Annotated in this window: 12 protein-coding genes; 5 read left to right on the forward strand and 7 right to left on the reverse strand. The window is 72.1% G+C overall.

From position 1 onward, the window contains the following. The first annotated feature begins 255 nt into the window (after positions 1 to 255). The 3 genes from EF387_RS14970 (at position 256) to EF387_RS14980 (ending at position 6,170) form a co-directional block, all read left to right on the forward strand. Positions 256 to 1,779: an FAD-dependent monooxygenase gene (locus EF387_RS14970; protein WP_128377043.1), complete on the forward strand. Its 1,524-nt coding sequence runs from the start codon at positions 256 to 258 to the stop codon at positions 1,777 to 1,779. A gap of 240 nt (positions 1,780 to 2,019) precedes the next feature. Then, complete coding sequence (locus EF387_RS14975; RefSeq protein ID WP_128377044.1) at positions 2,020 to 3,183, forward strand: exonuclease SbcCD subunit D; 1,164 nt, start codon at positions 2,020 to 2,022, stop codon at positions 3,181 to 3,183. Further along, positions 3,180 to 6,170, forward strand: coding sequence for an AAA family ATPase (locus EF387_RS14980; protein WP_128377045.1), 2,991 nt, complete (start codon positions 3,180 to 3,182; stop codon positions 6,168 to 6,170). Before EF387_RS14975 ends, EF387_RS14980 begins: the two co-directional genes overlap by 4 nt. A 69-nt stretch (positions 6,171 to 6,239) precedes the next feature. On the opposite strand, the gene EF387_RS14985 is transcribed toward EF387_RS14980, so the two are convergent. After that, positions 6,240 to 6,695, reverse strand: a complete 456-nt coding sequence (locus tag EF387_RS14985) for an Lrp/AsnC family transcriptional regulator (RefSeq protein ID WP_128377046.1) — start codon at positions 6,693 to 6,695, stop codon at positions 6,240 to 6,242. 94 nt (positions 6,696 to 6,789) lie between these two features. Between EF387_RS14985 and EF387_RS14990 the strand changes: the two genes are divergently transcribed. Both EF387_RS14990 and EF387_RS14995 read left to right on the forward strand, forming a co-directional pair. Further along, positions 6,790 to 7,260: a rhodanese-like domain-containing protein gene (locus EF387_RS14990; protein WP_128377047.1), complete on the forward strand. Its 471-nt coding sequence runs from the start codon at positions 6,790 to 6,792 to the stop codon at positions 7,258 to 7,260. Positions 7,261 to 7,351: 91 nt separating this feature from the next. Beyond that, the gene (locus EF387_RS14995; protein ID WP_128377048.1) at positions 7,352 to 8,197 is read left to right on the forward strand and encodes an SDR family oxidoreductase; all 846 of its coding nucleotides are present in this window, start codon (positions 7,352 to 7,354) and stop codon (positions 8,195 to 8,197) included. 342 nt (positions 8,198 to 8,539) lie between these two features. Here EF387_RS14995 and EF387_RS15000 read toward each other — a convergent pair whose 3' ends face one another. The 6 genes from EF387_RS15000 to pdxR all read right to left on the reverse strand — a co-directional run bounded on the left by EF387_RS15000 (position 8,540) and on the right by pdxR (position 16,813). Then, a complete protein-coding gene (locus EF387_RS15000) occupies positions 8,540 to 10,231 on the reverse strand; it encodes a DUF885 domain-containing protein (RefSeq protein WP_128377049.1) in 1,692 nt (563 codons plus the stop codon). A 265-nt stretch (positions 10,232 to 10,496) separates the two neighbouring features. Continuing rightward, positions 10,497 to 11,948 carry a GNAT family N-acetyltransferase gene (locus tag EF387_RS15005; protein WP_128377050.1) on the reverse strand — a complete coding sequence of 484 codons (1,452 nt, stop codon included), beginning with the start codon at positions 11,946 to 11,948 and terminating at the stop codon, positions 10,497 to 10,499. Positions 11,949 to 12,136: 188 nt separating this feature from the next. Next, the gene (locus EF387_RS46670) at positions 12,137 to 12,313 is read right to left on the reverse strand and encodes a hypothetical protein (protein ID WP_155589760.1); all 177 of its coding nucleotides are present in this window, start codon (positions 12,311 to 12,313) and stop codon (positions 12,137 to 12,139) included. 123 nt (positions 12,314 to 12,436) lie between these two features. After that, positions 12,437 to 13,510, reverse strand: coding sequence for a DUF7824 domain-containing protein (locus EF387_RS15010; RefSeq protein ID WP_420802574.1), 1,074 nt, complete (start codon positions 13,508 to 13,510; stop codon positions 12,437 to 12,439). Then, entirely contained in the window at positions 13,449 to 15,023 is a 1,575-nt protein-coding gene (locus EF387_RS15015) for an alkaline phosphatase D family protein (RefSeq protein ID WP_128377052.1), read from the reverse strand. Before EF387_RS15015 ends, EF387_RS15010 begins: the two co-directional genes overlap by 62 nt. A gap of 371 nt (positions 15,024 to 15,394) precedes the next feature. After that, positions 15,395 to 16,813: a MocR-like pyridoxine biosynthesis transcription factor PdxR gene (gene pdxR, locus EF387_RS15020; RefSeq protein WP_128377053.1), complete on the reverse strand. Its 1,419-nt coding sequence runs from the start codon at positions 16,811 to 16,813 to the stop codon at positions 15,395 to 15,397. Positions 16,814 to 16,855 lie beyond the last annotated feature (42 nt).

The following is a 16,855-nucleotide window of genomic DNA, read 5'->3' on the forward strand; positions in this document are numbered from 1 at the left end:
CTCTCGATCATCGATTGTGATCATGCCTGGCGGGCAAGTCTCGAAGCACCCACTGAACGCGGCATGAACACGCCGGTAAGCGCGGAGAACGAGGACGCGGCCAAGGGCCATGGCGGGGCAGGTGGCGGTTGGTGCCGCCGATGCGCGCGGGCCCGGTCGCAGGGTGTACGCGACCGTTGCCGCGGCCTGCGATCAGGGCCATGGCCTGGTCGGACATCGCGCGTCGGTGGGCAGGGCCTGCACTATCGTGGGTTCATGGCGGCACCACTGGATGTGCTGGTAGTGGGTGCAGGTCCCACAGGGCTCGCGCTCGCCGCGCAGCTGCGCTCGTACGACACCGGCTTCCGGATCGTCGATCGGTCTCCGGACCGGGTGCGTGAGTCACGTGCCCTGGCCATCCAGCCGCGCACACTCGAGATGCTGAACGGGTTCGGGGTCACGGAGCGACTGGTCGAGCGCGGTAACCCGGCGGTTCAGCTGCGGATGCATCTGCCTCGTGGCGTCGCCGTGCAGCTACCGCTGTTCGACATCGGATTCCAGGACACCCCGTATCCCTACCTTCTCTTCCTGTCGCAAGCCGAGACGGAGAGGGTCCTCACGGAGCATCTGAGTCAGCAGGATGTGCCGGTGGAACGCGGCACGGAGCTGCTCAGGCTGGAGCGCGAGAGCGGACTCGTGAAGTGTCGGCTGCGGCGGCGGGACGGCACGGAGGAGACCGTGAGCGCCCGCTACGTCGTCGGCTGCGACGGTGCCCACAGCCGCGTCCGCAGCCAGGCGGGCATCGATTTCGAGGGGTATGCCTACCCGCAGACGTTTCTCCTGGCCGATCTGGAGGTCGACGGGTTGGAACAGGGCGCCGCGCATACGTTCATGACAGAGATCGGGATGCTCTTCTTCTTCCCGCTCGGTTCACCGGCCACCTGGCGGATGCTGGCGATGTGGCCGAAGGACGCGCCGGACACCGAGGTCACGCTTGATCTGTTGCAGGGCGTCGTCGACCGGTACGCCGACGAGCGGCTGGTGCTCCGCGATCCGGTCTGGATGACCGACTTCCGTATCCACAATCGTGGAGCCGTGAGCCATCGCGCCGGTCGTTGCTTCCTCGCCGGGGACGCGGCCCACATCCACAGCCCGGCCGGCGCTCAGGGCATGAACACCGGCATACAGGACGCCCTCAACCTGGGGTGGAAGCTCGCCTTCGTCTGCCGGGGCGCCGCTCCGGGAGCCCTCTTGGAGACCTACGAAGCCGAGCGTGCCCCGATCGGGCACAGCGTGCTCCGCTTCACCGACCGTGCCTTCACCATCGGCACCAGCCACCATCCGCTCATCCGCCTGGCCCGCGCCCGACTCGCCCCGCGACTGGCCCCGTTGGCGCTGCGCGCGGACGGCCTGCGCGGACGGGTCTTCCGTACGGTCTCCGAGCTGGGCATCCACTATCGGAGCAGCCCGCTCTCCACCATCGGACCGCGTCCGCCGCGCAAGGGCCCTCGGGCCGGAGACCGGCTGCCCGACCTGCCCCGCGGAATCCAGGCCCTGGCCGCCGCGCCGGGCTTCCACCTGCTCCTCGCTGGTCCGCCCCGACTCTGGGGCGACCGGAGGACCGGCCCACTCCTGCACGGCCGTGAGGGCCTCGTCAGCGTCCACCACCTCGATACGCACAACCCTTGGCCGGACGTGGCCCATGGTCTGGTCCGCCCCGACGGGTACCTCGGGTACGCGGCACTCGGAACCGGGAGCCAGGGCCTGCACGCATACCTCGATCAATGGCTGCCGACCTGAAACGGCCCTCGGACATCGTTCTCGCGCGTCACCGCCGGGGAGTTCGCCACCGGCAACCCTTCGGATCGCCCCGGACCTCCACGGCCGTCCGACGCCCCATGCCGGTGGCAGACTGAGGTCCGTGAGGGATCAGATGCTGCCAGGGGTTAGCGTGGTCGGTGCCGACAGCGAAGACCGTGCTGGTTCGGTGCCTGGGTCCGGGGGTGAAGTTGGGGGAAGCATGCGGGTCGGAGCGGCGTCTTGAGAATTCTGCACACATCCGACTGGCATCTGGGCCGGTCCTTCCACCGGGCCGACATGCTCGGGCCGCAGGCCGAGTTCATCGGACATGTCGTCAGCACGGTGCGCGAGTACGCCGTGGACGTGGTGGTCGTGTCGGGTGACGTGTACGACCGGGCCGTGCCGTCGCTCGCCGCGGTCGAGTTGTTCGACGACGCGCTGCACCGGCTCGCCGAACTGGGTGTGCCCACGGTGATGATCTCGGGGAACCACGACTCCGCTCGCCGGCTCGGCGTCGGCGCCGGACTCATCGGCAAGGCCGGCATCCATCTGCGGACCGCACCCGCCGAGTGCGCCACGCCCGTCGTCCTCGCCGACGACCACGGCGACATCGCCTTCTACGGGCTGCCGTACTTGGAACCTGCCCTGGTCAAGAGCGAGTTCCAGGTCGAGAAGGCAGGCCACGAAACGGTGCTCGCCGCCGCGATGCAGCGGGTCCGCGCCGACCTCGCCACCCGCCCACCGGGCACCCGTTCCGTCGTCCTCGCGCACGCCTTCGTCATCGGCGGTGAACCCAGCGACAGCGAGCGGGACATCACCGTCGGCGGGGTCGCCGCGGTACCGGCCGGTGTCTTCGACGGGGTCGACTACGTGGCCCTGGGCCATCTGCACGGCAGCCAGACCATCACCGAGCGCGTGCGCTACTCCGGTTCCCCGCTCGCGTACTCCTTCTCCGAGGCCGGCCACCGCAAGACCATGTGGCTCGTCGACCTCGGAGCCGACGGCTCCATCGCCGCCGAGCGGATCGACTGCCCGGTGCCCCGCCCGCTCGCCCGGATCCGGGGGCGGTTGGAGGAACTGCTCGCCGATCCCGAACTGGCGCGTCACCAAGGCGCCTGGGTGGAGGCGACGCTCACCGACCCGGTCCGCCCCTCCGAGCCCATGGCGCGCCTGTCCGAGCGCTTCCCGCACACCCTCAACCTCGTCTTCGAGCCCGAACGCGCCCCCGACGACCCGGACGTGTCCTACGCCCGGCGCCTCGCGGGACGCAGCGACCAGCAGATCGCGGAGGACTTCGTGGCCCATGTGCGCGGCACGGGACCGGACGACCAGGAACGCGCCGTGCTGCGGGACGCGTTCGACGCCGTACGCGCCGACGAGACCGTCCGCGAGGTCGCCCGATGAGGCTGCACCGGCTGCGGATGACCGCCTTCGGCCCGTTCGGCGGCACCCAGGAGGTCGACTTCGACGACCTCTCGGCCGCCGGTCTCTTCCTGCTGCACGGACCGACCGGCGCCGGCAAGACCTCCGTCCTGGACGCGGTCTGCTACGCCCTGTACGGCACGGTCCCCGGCGCCCGCCAGAGCAGCGGCCTGTCGCTCCGCAGCGACCACGCTGCCCCCGCCAACCGCACCGAGGTACTCCTCGAACTCACCGTCGGGGGGCGCCGGTTGGAGGTCACCCGGCAGCCCCAGTGGGAGCGCCCCAAACTGCGCGGCAAGGGCATGACCACCGAGAAGGCCCAGAGCTGGCTGCGCGAGTACGTCGCCGGCACCTGGAAGGACCTCAGCCGCTCCCACCAGGAGATCGGTGAGGAGATGACCCAGCTGCTCGGCATGAGCCGCGAACAGTTCTGCCAGGTCGTGCTGTTGCCGCAGGGCGACTTCGCGCGGTTCCTGCGAGCCGACGCCGAGTCCCGCGGGAAACTCCTCGGTCGGCTCTTCGACACCCGCCGCTTCGCGGAGGCCGAGCAGAAACTCACCGAGCGGAAGCGGGCCGCGGAAGCCGAAGTCCGGGCCGGTGACGCCGAGTTGCTCGCGGACGCGCACCGGATGCAGCAGGCGGCGGGGGGCGCCGCCGAACTGCCGCTGCCCGAGTCGGCCCCCGGCGACCCGGGACTCGCCTCGGCCGTGCTCTCCTGGGCCGCCGTCGCCCGCAGCACGGCCCGGGAGACACTCACCATCGCCCAGTGCGGGCTCACCGCCGCCGAGTCGGCGCAGTCCGCCGCCGAACGCGCCCTGGACGACGTACGCGAAGTCGCCCGGCTGCAACGGCGGTTCGCCGAGGCGCACGAGCGGGCCGCACTCCTCGAGGCGCGGGCCGAAGCCCACCGCGAGGCACGGACGCGCATGGAGCGGGCCCGGAAGGCGGAAGCGGTGGCGCCCGCCCTGGAACTGCGCGACACCACCGACGCCGAACACCGGCGGGCCGTCCGGGAGGAGGCACGCACGCGTGCCCTGCTCCCCGACGGCCTCGCCGACGCCGGCGCGGCCGGACTCGCGGCCGCCGCCCGCAAGGCCGCCGAGGAACTGGGCGGCCTGGAGGCGGCTCGCCGGGCCGAGCACCGGCTGGCGGAACTCGCCACCGAACGCGCCCACCTGGACCGCCAGGAACGGGCCGACGAGGACGTCCTCGAGGACGCCGAGAGCTGGCTCGCGGAGTGGGACGCCACCCGTGCGGACCTGCGGGCGCGCATCGAGTCCGCGCAGGAGGCGGCCGCCCGCGCCGAACAGCTCGACGTCCAGCGCGAGCCCGCCCGGGGGCGGCTCCGGGCGGCCCGGCTGCGCGACCAGCTCGCCCAGGACACGGATGCCGCCCAGGCACGCGCGCTGGCCTCGAGGGAACGCGCCTCGGCCGCCCACGAGCAATGGCTCGCCCTGAAGGAACAGCGGCTGCAGGGCATCGCCGCCGAACTCGCCGAGGGACTGACGGCCGGCGAGGCCTGTGCCGTCTGCGGCGCCACCGAGCACCCCGCGCCCGCACGCAAGGTCGCCGGGCACGTCGACCGGCAGACGGAGGAGGCGGCGCTCGCCGCGTACCGGCGGGCCGAGCAGAAGCGCGACGAGGACGAGGAACGCCTGGGCGTCGTACGGCAGGCACTTGCGGCCGCCACCGCCGAGGCGGGCGACACACCCACCGACCGTCTCGCCGAACAGGCCGACGAGCTGGAGCGGCTGTACACCGAGGCACGAACGGGAGCCTCCGGACTGCACGCCGCCCGAGAGGCCCTGCACCGGGCCGAGCAGGAGCACGAGCGCCGGGTCGCCGCCCAGCACGAGGCCGCCCGCCGGGCCGCCTCACGGGCCTCCCTGCGCGACGCACTGGAAAGGGAACGGGTCGCCCTGGAAGGGGAGTTGGCGCAGGCACGGGGTGATGCCGCGAGCGTCGCCGCACGCGCCGCGCAACTGGAGCGCCGGGCCGAACTGCTCACGGAGGCCGCCGACGCGGCCCGCACCGCGCAGGACGTCGCCCAGCGGCTCAAGGACGCCGACGCCCGCCTCGCCGACGCCGCCTTCCGCGCCGGGTTCGACACCCCGCGCGCCGCCGCGGAAGCCCTGCTCGACGACGCCGCCCACCGGGAACTCCAACGCAGGCTGGACGCCTGGCAGTCGGAGGAGGCGGCGGTGCGCTCCGTGCTCGCCGAATACGACACCGCCGCCGCGGCCCAGCTGCCGCCCGCCGATCTCCCGGGCGCCGAACGGTCCGCCGATGCCGCGGGCCGGCGCCTGCGGGAGGCCGTCTCCGCCCGCGACGACGCCGCCCGGCGGTGCGCCGAACTCGACCGGCTCACCCGGCGCACGCTCTCCGCGGTACGGCGGCTCGCCCCGCGGCGCGAGGAGTACGACCGGGTGGCACGTCTCGCGGGCCTCGCCGCGGGCACCTCCGCGGACAACGAGCGCAAGATGCGCCTGGAGTCCTACGTCCTCGCCGCCCGGCTGGAACAGGTCGCCGCCGCGGCGACCGTGCGGCTGCAGCGCATGTCGTCCGGGCGCTACACCCTCGTCCACTCCGACGACCGCACCGGACGCGGCAGGAGCGGCCTCGGACTGCACGTCGTGGACGCCTGGACCGGCCGCGAACGCGACACGGCCACCCTCTCCGGAGGCGAGACGTTCTTCGCCTCCCTCGCGCTGGCGCTGGGCCTCGCGGACGTCGTCACCGACGAGGCGGGCGGCGTACGGCTCGACACACTCTTCATCGACGAGGGCTTCGGCAGCCTCGACGACCAGACCCTGGACGAGGTGCTCGACGTCCTGGACACGCTGCGTGAGCGGGAACGCAGCGTGGGGATCGTCAGCCATGTCGCGGACCTGCGCCGGCGCATCCACGCCCAGCTGGAGGTGGTGAAGGGACGGTCGAGCTCTGTCGTGCGCCAGCGGGGCGGGACGTAGGGGCCGGGGAGGGCCTGGAAGGACCCGGGAGACCTGGGAGGGCCCGGGAGACCTGGGGGGCCCGGGAGGTCAGTGACCGATCGGTCTGCGCGGCAGCGGTGAGGAGTACACCACGCTGGTCGTCACCGACCCCAGCGCGCCGATCCTGCCGGAGACCTCCTCCAGGTGCCGCATCGAACGCACCGCCACTTTGATCACGAAGCAGTCGTCGCCGGTGACGTGGTGCGCCTCCAGGATCTCCGGCGTCGCGGCGACGAGGTCGTGGAACGGCTTGTAGTTGGCGTGCGGGTAGCGCAGCCGTACGAAGGCCAGGATCGGCAGGCCCAGGCGCTCCGGGTCGACCACGGCCGCGTACCCCTGGATGACGCCGGCCTCCTCCAGCCGCCGCACCCGTTCGGTGACCGCGCTCGGGGACATCGAGACGGAGCGGGCCAGTTCGGCGAAGCTCGCGCGGCCCTCCCGCTGGAGGACGTCGAGGATCCGCCAGTCGGTGGCGTCGGGGGTGTACGGGGAATGCGTGGTCATGAGCGATGAGTAGCAGGGGAATCCACGGCGGATCAAGACAAGCGCCGTGGTTTGCTCCTTCAAGGTGCGGATGTGCGGCCGTAGTTTTCTGGTCATGACCGACACCAACGCCGTGCTCCGCGTCCCCCCGGCCTCCCCGGCCGAGGCGGCCGCCCACTTCGCCGCGAGCGTCGCCTTCCACACCGACGTGTCCGACGTCGCCGCCGCACTCGCCACCGACGGCGACCCCGGTTTCGTCCTGCTCGACTCGCGTTCCGCCGAGGCCTGGGACCAGGGCCGTGTTCCCGGCGCGGTCCACCTGCCCACCGCACTCGTCCCCGACCAGGCCGGACAACTCCTGGACAGATCCGTCCCGGTCGTCACCTACTGCTGGGGCCCCGGCTGCAACGGCGCCACCCGCGCGGCCCTCGCCCTCGCCGAACTCGGCTTCCAGGTCAAGGAGATGCTCGGCGGCTTCGAGTACTGGGTGCGGGAGGGCTTCGAGTACGAGACCTGGCAGGGCCGTGAACGACGCCCCGCGGACCCGCTGACCGTGCCGGTGGGGGAGGGGGACTGCGGCTGCTGAGCATGCCGACGGTCTTGTGGGAATGAGCATGCCGACGGTCTCGTAAAAAATCACGTGCGGCCCACCGCCCGGGTGTCCATCATGAACTCCCATGCCTGCATTGCCTGCTCCCACAGCCCAGGACCTCCGCCGCGACCCGCTGCCGCTGCGCGGTCGCACCGCCCTCGTCACGGGTGCCAGCCGACGGGCCGGTATCGGCTACGCCGTGGCCCGGCGACTCGCCGCGTATGGTGCGAGCGTGTATCTGCACCACCATGTGCCGCACGACGAGGCGATGCCGTGGGGTGCCGACCGGCCGGAGGCGGTGGCCGCCGGGGTGCGGGAGGCGCTCGCCGATCCGGCGGCGCGGGTGGCTCACGGGCCCGGTGACCTGTCCACGCCGGACGCGCCGGCACGACTGATCGAGACCGCCGCCGAAGCCCTCGGCGGACGGCTGGACGTCCTGGTCGCCAACCACGCCCGCAGCGGCGCGGACGGCACGCTGGACGCCGTCGACGCGACGATGCTCGACGAGCACTGGGCGGTGGACACCCGCTCGGTGATCCTGCTGGTCCAGGCGTACGCGCGGCTGCGGGCCGAGTCGCCGCCGCGGACTCCGGGCGGCCGGGTGCTGATGATGACGTCCGGGCAGGACATCGCGGGCGGGATGCCGGGGGAGATCGCGTACGCGCTGCAGAAGGGCGCCCTCGCGTCGATCACGCGCTCACTGGCGACGACGCTGGCGGAACGAGCGATCACGGTGAACACGGTCAACCCCGGTCCGGTGGATACCGACTACCTCGCCGGGGCGGACTACGCGGCCGTCGCGTCCCACTTCCCCGGCGGGCGCTGGGGTATGCCGGACGATCCGGCACGTCTGCTCGCCTGGTTGGCGACGGACGAGGCGGAGTGGGTGACCGGGCAGGTCATCGACTCGGAAGGTGGCTTCAGGCGTTGACCCGGCTGTCATCAGCGGACCGCGAACCGCGTTGGTCGGGTGTGAACCGGGTTGTCCGCTGTGAACGGCATGGGTCTGGCGTGAGTTGTGCGTGCGGGCGTGAACCCGTGCGGGTAAGTGCGAACCTCTGTAGGTGGGTGTGCGGGCGCCGAAGGCTCGGTGAACCGTGGCGACGAGTTGTAACCGTGGCGACGGCTGGCAACCATGGTGACGATTGTGAACCGTGACGGCAACTGTGAACTGACGGCAGCTGTGAACTGTGACGGCAGCTGTGAACCCATACGACAGCTGTGAACAGCGGCCGGGCCGTGGGAGCTTGGCCCGGCCGCCACACATCAACCCTCAGAGCCGGGACAGTTCCTCCACCAGGTCGTCCAGGCCCAGCGACCCCTGTGACAGGGCCGCCATGTGCCAGGCCTTCGCGTCGAAGGCGTCACCGTGCCGCTTGCGAGCGTTCTCACGGCCGAGGAGCCAGGCCCGCTCGCCCAGCTTGTAGCCGATGGCCTGGCCGGGGATGGTCAGATAGCGCGTCAGCTCGCTCTCCACGTAGTCCGCCGGACGGCTGCTGTGCGCGCCGAAGAACTCCTCCGCGAGCTCCGGGGTCCAGCGCTCGCCCGGGTGGAACGGCGAGTCGGCGGGGATCTCCAGCTCCACGTGCATGCCGATGTCGACGATGACGCGGAGCGCGCGCATCATCTGCGCGTCCAGATAGCCGAGCCGTCGCTCGGCGTCGCTGAGGAAGCCCAGCTCGTCCATGAGCCGTTCCGCGTACAGAGCCCAGCCCTCGCAGTTGGCGCTGACCCAGCCGATGGTCGCCTGGTAACGGGAGAGGTTCTCCGCGACATGCGTCCACTGCGCCAGCTGGAGGTGATGGCCCGGCACTCCCTCGTGGTACCAGGTGGACACCAGGTCGTAGACAGGGAACCGCGTCTGACCCATCGTCGGCAGCCAGGTGATGCCCGGCCGTGAGAAGTCCTCCGACGGCGAGGTGTAGTACGGGGCCGCGGCACCGCCCGGCGGCGCGATACGGGACTCGACCTTCCGTACGCGCTCGGCAAGTTCGAAGTGCGTGCCGTCCAGGGCCTCGATCGCCTCGTTCATCAGGTCCTGGAGGTAGGCGCGCACCTCCTCGACGCCCTCGATGTGCGTGCCGTGCTCGTCCAGGTGTGCCAGCGCCACCCAAGGTGTCTCCGCCCCGGGCAACACCTTCTCGGCCTCGGCCTTCATCTCGCCGAGCAGCCGGTGGTATTCGGCCCAGCCGTACGCGTACGCCTCGTCGAGGTCCAGGTCCGTGCCGTTGAAGTAGCTCGAGAACCGGGCGTACCGCTCCCGGCCGACCGTGTTCGACGAACCCTCGATCGCCGGCGCGTACACATCGCGCATCCAGTCGCGCAGGTCCACCACAGCACGGGTCGCCGCACTCGCGGCCTCGTCCAACTCGGTGCGCAGCGCCTCGGGGCCCGCCGAGGCGAACTCCTCGAACCAGCCGCGGCCCTTGCCGTCCGGGTCCGCCCACTCGGTGAGCTGGTCGATGAAGGTCGCGGTGGGGCGGGGTGCGGCGGGCACCTTGCGCTCCAGGCCCAGTTCGAGCGACTCGCGGTACCCGGCGAACGCCGTGGGCACCGCGCGCAGCCGCTCGGCCACCGCCGCCCAGTCCTCGTCGGTCTCGGTCGGCGTGATGGTGAAGACCTCGCGGATCGAGTGCGGGGCCGTGTGCAGATTGCCCACCCAGCGCAGGAACTCGTCCGCCTCGATCACGGCGAGTTCCGCGGTCAGCCGTTCCCGCAGCAGCCGACCGCAGCGGCGCTCGATGCCACGGTCCGCGCCCGGTTGTCGCTCCGCCTCGTCAAGTCGCGCGAGCGTGGCCCGGATCAACTCCGCGTGCGCCTCGTGCCCCGCGGGCGAGGTGTCGGGCAGCTTGCTGTGACTCTCCTTCACCCCGAGGTAGGTACCGACGAGCGGATCGAGTTCGATGAGATCGGCGACGTAACGGTCGGCGACTTCACGTGGCAGCGGGCTCTTGGTATCTGACATGCGGACATCCTCGTACGGGGACGGGGTGCGCGTCAGCACGATTCTGAGCTGCGCCTTCGTGGTTGGCCGGAACTCGGCGACGGACCGGGCGGACCGGGAGGCCGGTTCGGACGGGCGGTCCGCGAGGCCGGTTCGGAGCCGGGCGGTCTGGGCCCTCCGGGCGCTCCGGGCGGGCCTGGGGGAGCCGGTGGGGAGGTGGGGAGTCCGGCCGGGTCGGGTGCGTGGGCCCGGCCCGGCCGGACGTTCCTGGGTGTGACGACAGGAGCTAGTCGCGCGGCGTCCCCTGCACCCGGTCGTACGGCAAGCCCGAGCGCACCGGCGTCGCGTCCAGGCGGGCCGTGATCACCAGCGTGCCCTCCTCTATCTGGTAGTCCAGCGGCAGCTCGAGCCCCCGCATCGCCGCGACCATGCCGGTGTTGGAGGCCTGTGTCACCGCGTACACGCTCTCGCAGCCGCCCTCCACCGCCATCGCCACCAGTCGGCGGAGCAGTTCGCTGCCGATGCCACGGCGCTGCCAGGCGTCCTCGACGATCAGCGCGATCTCCGTCTCGTCTCCGTCCCAGAGCAGATGGCCGAGGCCGACGATCCGCCCCGACGCCGTACGCACCGCGAGGGTCCGCCCGAAACGAGGGCTGAGCAGATGGTTCAGATAGCGGTCCGCGTCGCCGACGGGGCCGTGGTAACGCATGCTCAGCGTCCGCGCCGAGCAGCGCTCGTGCATCGCCTTGGCCGCGTTGAGATCGGCGGTGTCTGCCCGCCGTACGGTGATCGCGTTGCCCTCGGGCAGTGTCAGCACGTCCTGACTGCGCGGAACCCGCGGGCCGAGCCGGCTGTCCAGTTCGACGAGTGCGCGGGCCCGCGCGAACTCGGTGGGGGTGAACGGCAGATAAGCCCGCTCCACTGTGATCACTCCGCCTTCGGGTGCCCTCAGCCTCAGCATGGTGTCCTCCAGCGCGCCCTCCTCGGGAACGCCCGCGTCGCCCACCGAGGCGGCAGGCAGCGAACGGATGGTGCACCGGCCGAGCAACTGCCGCAGTGCGAGCGGAAGTTCGGCGGCATCCAGGGCGGTGCGGGTGGCCAGACCGAGGACCCGGGTGGGAGCGTCGACCAGATCGTGGGCGTCGGCCCGCTCGATCCAGGTGTCGCTGCCGCCCGCCTCGGAGACCGCACGCGTCAAGTCGGCGGTGGGGAGCCGCGCCGGGACCCGCAGCAGGAACTCGTCGACGGTGCCCTCGGCCAGCGGATGCGTCTGCAGGCTGAGTATGTCGACCTGATGACCGGCCAACGCCGTGCACAGCAGGGCCAGCGAACCCGGCTGGTCCCGCACGGTCGTCCGCATCCGCCACAGTGTGGTCGCCGCGCCGGGCGCCTGTGCAGCGTCGGGCCGGGTCTCCGACGGCTCGGTGCCCGACAGTTCGCTCCCCGACGGCCCGGCCTGCCGCGACTCGGCGGGCGGCCGGGCACCGGTATCGAGCTTCGGCGGCGCATGACCGTGGCGCCGTGACCACCACACGTGGAACCCGGCCGTGGCGATCAGCGCGACCGCCGAGATCACCAGCAGGGCGGGGCCGTCGGGCCCGTGCCCGACAACGTTGGCCACGGCGTCCGCGACCGCCACCGCCGTGAACAGTGCCGCCAGTTCGACCACGTCCCGCCGCCAGTGGCGGACCGGCCGCCCGTCTTTCGCACGCCTCACATCAGACATCTTCGGAGTCATACAGCAACTGTGAAGGAAGGGTGTTGCGTGATCACGAACGCTCTGTGACCCCACGGTTAAGCGTAGTTCTGCCCCTTTTGGTGTTCTTTTGGGAGAACTCTTGCGCAAGCGGAGTCCGTGGATGCCGCCTCAGGTCGACGGGACGTGAGCGGGGCACCGCGCCCTGTCACGGCTCTGTGACCGCCTTCTTACGCGGTCAGCGCCGTGTGCAGCCGCCGGGCCTGTGACAGGACCCGCGACGAGCCCTCGCGTGCCGCCACCTCGGCCAGATGCGTGACCTCGCCGCGCGCCCGGGACCGCTCGGCGCACTCGGCGCCCACCGCCAGCAGATCCCCGAGTCCGCACGCCACCTTGCCCTGTGCCACGACGCTGCCTAGCAGACCGGGCAGGGCGTGGCGGAGTATCGCTCAGACGGGTCGCGTACGCCCCCGAGACCGCCGCGGTCCTGAACGATGCCACGAACCGGACCGGCTTGGCGGCACCGCAGCTCACCAACGCCTGGAGGTCTGCGCCCAACCGCTCGGGGTCAACTGCCCGCGTGCGGCCGGCACGAGCAGCGCGTCCACGGCCGGCAGCCGGTCCTCCTGGTGCCGTGCGCACAGCCCGTACGCCAAGCAGAGGTGCACCGCCTCGCCCGCTTCGCCGTCCGACTCGGCGAGCAGCGCCAGCGGGATCCCGTTGTTGGGGCCGTCCCACCTGCTCTTCGACGCCAGGTCGATCAGCAGCCGCGCGGCCACGAGCTCCCGTCGGCCGGGCAGCACGGCCAGCCAGTGCTCACGCCCGGTGCTGTGCCAGTGTTCGCAGTGGTAGTGGTGTATCTGGAACGGCGCGACGGGACCGCCGATACCCCGGAACCGCACAGGGAGGTCCGTCCGGAACTCCGGGGCCTCTCCCAGTTCGAGCGCCATGGCAGCGTCCTGCGTACGGCGCCGGACCGTCGGGTGCTCCGGCTCCTCGGCGGTGAGCCACCGGGCGAGCCGAGCTCCCTCCGCCGTCCCCAGCGCGGCCGCCCGCACCGCCGCCTCGGCGGCCCTCGCCCGGTCGTCCCTGCACACCCGCAGCAGGGCCTGGGTGAAGTCGGCCTCACCCGGCCGGGCCCCGAGCCGTCGGTACTCCGTCAGCCGCGCCACCAACTCCTCGGGCTCCAGCGATCCCGTGGACCAGGTCGGCGTGGCCAGCAGAAACGGCATCGGGTCGGTGCGGATCCGGAACGCCACCTCTCGCAGCCTGGCCTGGAAGGCGCGGGTGAGGTCGGCGTGCGTGCAAAGGTCGTCATCGTGGATGCGCGGCCCACGGCCTGCAACGATCGCGTCATGGGGAAACCGTAGAGGCGACCACTGACAACCGGCTTTGAGCTGCAGGAACAGCCGAAAGACCGCCGCGCACCGGGGGCGGGCCCCGATGCGCGGCGCGATGGGTGGCGCGATGCTCCGCCCGTAGGCGAGGCCACGGCTCCGTTCGCCGCCCCGCGCCTCCCGGTTACCGCCTCGCGCCCCCGGACTACTGCCCCACGCGCCCCGGCTGCAGCGTCTTCGTGAACAGCACCGTGCCGTCCTGCTCACGCAGACGGACCGTCAGTTCCCCGCTGTGGCCGTCGATGTCGACCTCGCCGAAGAACTGGTAGCCCCCCGCCGGCGAGACATTGGCCGTGGAGGGCGCCTTGACGAAGACACGGTCCGGGCCGAACGTGCCGTCCAGCGCGTTCGCAGGGAACGCGCCCGCGTTGAGCGGTCCGGAGACGAACTCCCAGAACGGTGCGAAGTCCTTGAACGCGGCGCGCGACGGGTCGTAGTGCTGGGCCGAGGTGTAGTGGACGTCGGCCGTCAGCCACACGGTGCCGGTGATCCGCCGGTGCTTGACGAACCGCAGCAGCTCGGCGATCTGCAGCTCCCGGCCGAGCGGCGCGCCGGGGTCGCCCTGCGCGACGGCCTCGAAGTTGGGCTTGCCGTCCCCGGTGTCCGGCACGACCAGGCCGAGCGGCATGTCGGAGGCGATCACCTTCCACACCGCCCGGGAGCGGGCCAGCTCGCGCTTGAGCCACTCCAGCTGCTCCCGGCCGAGGATGCCCTCGGGGTCCGTGGTCTGGTTGTCCGCCGAATTCGTGTTGCGGTACGTGCGCATGTCCAGGACGAATACGTCCAGCAGCGGGCCGTAGCGCTGCACCCGGTAGACGCGTCCGCCGGGGCGGCGCAGCGTCGAAATCGGGAAGTACTCGGAGAACGCCTGCCGGGCGCGGGCGGCCAGCACGTCGATGTTCTTCTCGGTGTAGCGGGCGTCGGCGAAGATCTCCCCCGGGAACCAGTTGTTGGTGACCTCGTGGTCGTCCCACTGGATGATCGAGGGGACCTGGGCGTTGAAGGCCCGCAGGTTGTCGTCGAGAAGGTTGTAGCGGAAGTTGCCGCGGAACTCCGCCAGCGTCTCGGCGACCTTCGACTTCTCTTCGGTCGTGACGTTCCGCCAGGTCCGCCCGTCGGGCAGGGCCACGGTCTCGGTGAGCGGGCCGTCGGCGTAGATGTTGTCACCGCTGCAGATGAAGAAGTCCGGATCGAGGGCGGCCATCGTGTCGTAGATCCGGTAGCCGCCGAGTTCCGGGTTGATGCCCCAGCCCTGCCCGGCGAGGTCACCGGACCACACGAACCGCACTCCCCGCCGCCGCTTCGCCGACGCCGTGCGGAAGGTGCCGGTCACCGGCTCGCCGGTACGGCGCGGGTCGTCGGGGTCGGCCAGCAGTACCCGGTAGTGGATCTGCTCACCGGACGGCAGCCCGCGCAGCAGCGTGGTGCCGGTGAAGTCCGAGTCCGCGCCGAGCAGGGGGCCGTGCCATCTGCGCGGGTTGCGGAACGACTCCGTCGCCGAGGTCTCGACGATCATGCGGGCCGGGCGGTCGGAACGCACCCACACCAGGCCGGAGTCGGTGGTCACGTCGCCCGTCTGGACACCCCACCCCGCCTTCGGCCGGCCCGACAGGGCGAGTGCCGGAGCCGCGCCGAGCGCGCCGGGCAGGGACAGGGCCGCCGACGCGGCGAGCGAGCCGCGCAGGACACTGCGGCGGCCGGGGAGCGGACGGTGTGACATGGGATACGCCTCCAAGGACGGTTCCGGCCAATGGGCACAGCCACAACTACGCGCGCGTCGCGGCGCACGTGGAAACCACAAGTGAACAACTGTCACTGGGGCGGCGGGAACCACACGGGTCTGCGCGGAGGGGGCGAAGAGCCGGCCGGCCCGCACCTGAAGGCCACGCGTGCCCTGGGCTGTTGGCCGTCACGGCGCCGCCTGCCGCAATCACGGCGCCGCCTGCCGCCATCACCGCGCCGCGTGCGGCCTTCACCGTGCCGCGTGCGGCCGTCTCCGCGCCGCCTGCTCACCGCACGGCCTCCGCCATCGCCGCGCCGCGTGCGGCCGTCTCCGCACCGCCTCCGCCGTCACCGCACCGCCTGCGGCCGTCACCGCACCGCCTCCGCCATGAGCCGTACGCCGTCGCGGATCCGCGCGGGCGACAGGTGCGCGTACCCGAGGACCAGCCGCACGGAGTCGTCGTCCACCGTCCTCGCGAACCTGTCCGACCCGTAGTCCGTCAGGGCACGCACCGCCACGCCCGCCGCCGCTGTCCGCTCGAGGAACCGCCCCTGCGGGCCGCATTCCCCGGGCAGCCGGGCGATGGCATGGAGACCCGCGGCGATCCCGGACACCTCGGTCCCGGGAAAGTGCTTCTCCAGGGCGGCCACGAGTGTGTCGCGCCGCTCCCGGTAGGCGCGCTGGCAGCGCCGCAACTGCCGGTCGTAGTCGCCGCGTTCCACGAACCGGGCGAGCAGCGCCTGGTCCAGCACCGGATTGCCGAGATCCATGGTGCGTTTGCGTTCCACGACCTCGTCGGCCAGCGCCGCCGGGACCAGCAGCCAGCCGAGCCGCAGCCCTGGGGCGAGCGATTTGCTGACGGAGCCCGTATAGGCGACATGTTCCGGATCGAGTCCTTGCAGGGCGCCCACCGGCGCGCGGTCGTAGCGGAAGTCCCCGTCGTAGTCGTCCTCGACCACCAGGCCGTCCACGGCACGTGCCCAGTCGAGCAGTTCGGCGCGCCGCCGCGCGGAGTACGCGATGCCCGAAGGGAACTGGTGGGCGGGCGTGGTCACCACCGCACGCACGCCCGACGCACGCAGCGGCTCCAGGGCCGGCCCCTCCGCGTCCAGCGGCAGGGGCACCGCACGGAGCCCGGCCGCGGCGTGCAGGATCTCGTGTTCCGGGCTCCCGGGGTCCTCCACCCCCACGGAGCGCACCCCACGCGCGCGGAGGACCAGACCGAGCAGGGTCGTCGCCTGCGCCACGCCCGAGACCACCACGACCTGCTCCGGATCGGCCACCACGCCACGGCGCCGCGTCAGCAACTCCGCCAGGGCGGTGCGCAGTTCGGGAAGGCCCCGCGGGTCCGGGTAGCCGAGTGTGTGGTGCGGGAGCGCGGCGAGCACACTCCGCTGCGCTGCGGCCCACGCCGGGCGCGGGAACAGCGACAGGTCCGGGGTGCCCGGCAGGAAGTCGGCGCGGGCGCCCGCGGGACGCGGCGCCAGGTCACGCGCGCGTGGGCGGCTCGCCCGGGCGGCACCGCTCACCCAGGTACCCGCACCGCGGTCGCTGCGCAGATAGCCCTCCGCGGTCAGCTGTTCGTACGCCTCGGTGACCAGCCCCCGCGACACGCCGAGGTCCGCGGCGAGGTCCCGGCTCGACGGCAGCCGGGTGCCGGACGCGAGCCGCCCCGAGCGCACCGCCTCGCGCAGCGCCGCCTGCAACGTGCGGCCACGCGCGCGTGCGGGCGCGGAAGCGGCCGGCAGAAGCAGTTCCCAGGCCGGATTGGTCCCCGATGCAGTCATGAAAGTGGACCTTAAACCGGACCACGGGCGTTCCTAGCGTCG

Source organism: Streptomyces cavernae (assembly GCF_004023625.1).
GTDB lineage: Bacteria > Actinomycetota > Actinomycetes > Streptomycetales > Streptomycetaceae > Streptomyces > Streptomyces cavernae.

Excerpts from the sequence above, each read along its gene's own strand:
- EF387_RS14970 (WP_128377043.1), top strand. The coding sequence starts at position 256 with ATGGCGGCACCACTGGATGTGCTGGTAGTGGGTGCAGGTCCCACAGGG.
- EF387_RS14980 (WP_128377045.1), top strand. The coding sequence starts at position 3,180 with ATGAGGCTGCACCGGCTGCGGATGACCGCCTTCGGCCCGTTCGGCGGC.
- EF387_RS14985 (WP_128377046.1), bottom strand. The coding sequence starts at position 6,695 with ATGACCACGCATTCCCCGTACACCCCCGACGCCACCGACTGGCGGATC.
- EF387_RS14990 (WP_128377047.1), top strand. The coding sequence starts at position 6,790 with ATGACCGACACCAACGCCGTGCTCCGCGTCCCCCCGGCCTCCCCGGCC.
- EF387_RS14995 (WP_128377048.1), top strand. The coding sequence starts at position 7,352 with ATGCCTGCATTGCCTGCTCCCACAGCCCAGGACCTCCGCCGCGACCCG.
- EF387_RS15000 (WP_128377049.1), bottom strand. The coding sequence starts at position 10,231 with ATGTCAGATACCAAGAGCCCGCTGCCACGTGAAGTCGCCGACCGTTAC.
- EF387_RS15005 (WP_128377050.1), bottom strand. The coding sequence starts at position 11,948 with ATGACTCCGAAGATGTCTGATGTGAGGCGTGCGAAAGACGGGCGGCCG.
- EF387_RS15015 (WP_128377052.1), bottom strand. The coding sequence starts at position 15,023 with ATGTCACACCGTCCGCTCCCCGGCCGCCGCAGTGTCCTGCGCGGCTCG.
- pdxR (WP_128377053.1), bottom strand. The coding sequence starts at position 16,813 with ATGACTGCATCGGGGACCAATCCGGCCTGGGAACTGCTTCTGCCGGCC.